Genomic DNA, 2,973 nt, shown 5'->3' on the forward strand with positions numbered 1-2,973 from the left:
TTTATAATTAATTAACAAAAAGTCTACTCATTTTATATGAGTAGACTTTTATTATTTACAACGAATTACGACTCTCTATTCCTAAAGTATTGTAAATAACCTTCAAATGATATTTCACTGTATTCTCAGAAATATAGAGTTCAGTTGCAATTTCTTTATTTGTAAATCCTTTTTTTACTAATTCGATGATATCCAATTGCCTTTCCGAAAGATTATAATCACTTAAAATGATTTTCTTTTCAACTTGATTTGCATTATTTGAATGATTAATCAAATTAGAAAGTTTATTTCTCATCCGTTCATTTTCATTTTCAACAAGTTTTCTTTTTTCGATGTTTATCTTGTAGAATTTATAAAGAACAATTAATAATATGATCAAAATTGCAGAAATAATAACCAGAAATAGTCGGATATTTTTCTGATTTCGAACTTCTAAATCATTTCGCTTGTTAATGATTTCTCTTTCTAAATTTTGTAATTTTCCACTTTGATTAATTGCATCATAATCGGTTGCAAGATCATTCACAATTAATCTTGTTTTATATGCTTTTTCCCAATCTTCATTCTGAGCATAATACCAAGTAAGAGATTCATACATATTCAAAATATAAAGTTTTATACCAAAATGTTTTGCATAATATAACCCTTTGCTAAAAGCTTCTAAAGCCTTCTTATTGTCTTTTGTTTCTGTATATAAGTGTAAAAGCTTTCTATAAATATTAGGTAAATGTTTGGGAGATTTTTGCTTCAAAATTTCTATACCTTCCAAATAATCTTTTTCTGCCTGAATATAATTTTTATTTATACTATTCATTGTGCCTATAACAGAAATATAAAAGCCAAACGTTTCGGCATCCAAATATTTTAAATTAGATTTATTTACTTTTTCGAGCAATTCCTCAACCTTATCATATTTTAAATAATCAAATTGGATAAAGATTCGTTCAATCAAAACTCTTGTCTCAACTTCGGATTTATATTTAGAACTCTTTAAGCCAAATTTTTCAGCAACGTTTAAATTTTCTTCTGCTTCTGGATAATTTAATAATGTTTTATATGTAAGATATTTTAACAAATACAAATTATATAAATCGTAATTCGTTACGTTTTTAGAATGTATAATACTATCCAATTTGATAATTGATTTATCAAATGAACCGATTTCATTATAAGATGAAATTTCTTTTTTTAGAATTTCGGAATTTATTGTATTTCCTATCCCTACCTGGGTGAAAAATAGAGTAAAGAATATTAAAAGTGTTTTGTTATTCATTTTTATTATATAACTGATATTTAGTAAAGTAACTCAACTACCCATAGGTAGTAATCATTAAACTACCTCATAACTACTCCTGCAAAAGTAGGAATTTAAGTACTGAATCCTAAAATTTGCAAAGAATTTATTTAACACATAAATGTAGTGTTAATAGCTAATTATTTATAAAAATGAAGATTATTTTATCTACTTTATTACTATTATTGTGTAGTATAGGTTTCTCTCAAAATTTGGATTATAAAAATTTAAAACAATTTATTGGAAATCGAGTAAATGAGTTAGAGGATTTTTATAAAGTTTCTTCTGCATCTGTTGAAGATAATTTTGGAAATCAAAAAGTAATGTACAACTCAGTAAAAATTGAACCATATACGTTGAATATTGAGGTAGAAACTGAAGGTAAAAATATAAAACGTATTGTGGTCAAAAATTCTGAAAATAGAACTAGTTTCTTTAAAAATATTGCAGAAGAAATAGAAAAAGAAGCTCCAATTAAGAAAAACTATAAGACGTATTATATCTCTTTAGTTAAGAACTCAACAAAAAAGAAAATCTATCAAGAATCAATTGATCAATTAATTGATTTATTGAAAAAACCGACCACCAATCTAAAAGAAAATTATGGTTTACTGGAATCTAGTCCTCTAAAAACCACAATTACAATCAACGAAACTGAAAGTATTTTAGAAATCAATTAAAATTAAGTCAATATTTAAAACAATTAACAATGAAAAACATTTTTATTTTAGGATTAGGTCTTATGGCTTCGCTAGCATTTGGACAAGTAGATAAAATTTACAAACATTCTGGTGAGATTATCGAAGGTCAGATTAAGCGTGTAGGAGAATTTACGGTAGAGTATACGTATGATGGAGAAGATGCTATACAGTCTTTGAGTAAATATTCTGTTAATAAAGTATTTTACGGGAAAAGTACGCGTATTGAGGATGTTTCTGATAAAATTGAAATTACAGACGATAAAGATTGGGGGAAAGTGATTATTTTGGAAGATAAATCTTTGGTTGCAGGTTTGAAAAAAGGAGATGATTTAAAATCTAAAACAGGTATGATTAACTTCAGAACAGGAAATGGAAAAGATGAACGTGCAGAAAAAGTTTTGAAACAACAAGCTGCAGAAGTTAGATGTCCATTTATTCTATTATTATCTGATAAAATGACCGGTAAATCGGCAAAGAAAACAGGAAGTTGTTACAAGTACCAATAATAGGATTACTAAAAACTTTTAACTATATAATGTACTATTAATTATTTGACAAATAAGTCGTGATAACTCGCGGCTTATTTTCTTTTAAAAAAATGAACAAAGAAATAGTGTATTCACGAAAACGCAAACGAACAACAAATTTTGGTTCGAAAAAAATAAATTACTTAGATATTTTGATTGTTGTTTCAATTATCATTGTTACAATTTCAATTATAATCAACTATTTGAATTAATTTTTAGAAATACTCGCTACTACTTCACTTTATTTTTAATCCACTTCGCAACGGGTTTCTCAAAATATTCAAACGTTAATGCACTTAGAATTAAAGCAATTATAAAATAAATTCCAATTTTCTGAAAATCATTGATTTTAGGTAAATATTGATTTCCATATTTTATCACAATCATATGAATCATGTAAAACGCAAAACTGATTTCACCTAAATAAACCAGAATTTTGTGTTGAAGTATT

At 25.9% G+C, this 2,973-nt stretch carries 4 protein-coding genes; 2 read left to right on the top strand and 2 right to left on the bottom strand.

Going from position 1 to position 2,973, the window contains the following annotated elements:
- Positions 1 to 55: 55 nt before the first annotated feature.
- Entirely contained in the window at positions 56 to 1,273 is a 1,218-nt protein-coding gene (locus N5D90_RS16985) for a LuxR C-terminal-related transcriptional regulator (RefSeq protein ID WP_280063462.1), read from the bottom strand.
- A 173-nt stretch (positions 1,274 to 1,446) separates the two neighbouring features.
- Between N5D90_RS16985 and N5D90_RS16990 the strand changes: the two genes are divergently transcribed.
- Together N5D90_RS16990 and N5D90_RS16995 are read left to right on the top strand one after the other, a co-directional pair.
- Positions 1,447 to 1,974, top strand: a complete 528-nt coding sequence (locus tag N5D90_RS16990) for a hypothetical protein (protein ID WP_280063464.1) — start codon at positions 1,447 to 1,449, stop codon at positions 1,972 to 1,974.
- A gap of 29 nt (positions 1,975 to 2,003) precedes the next feature.
- Positions 2,004 to 2,501: a hypothetical protein gene (locus N5D90_RS16995; protein ID WP_244957947.1), complete on the top strand. Its 498-nt coding sequence runs from the start codon at positions 2,004 to 2,006 to the stop codon at positions 2,499 to 2,501.
- Between the two features lie 252 nt (positions 2,502 to 2,753).
- On the opposite strand, the gene N5D90_RS17000 is transcribed toward N5D90_RS16995, so the two are convergent.
- The coding region (locus N5D90_RS17000) for an acyltransferase family protein (RefSeq protein ID WP_407932370.1) at positions 2,754 to 2,973 on the bottom strand (220 nt) is incomplete at its 5' end.

Source organism: Empedobacter sp. GD03797 (genome assembly GCF_029842105.1).
Lineage (GTDB): Bacteria > Bacteroidota > Bacteroidia > Flavobacteriales > Weeksellaceae > Empedobacter > Empedobacter falsenii_C.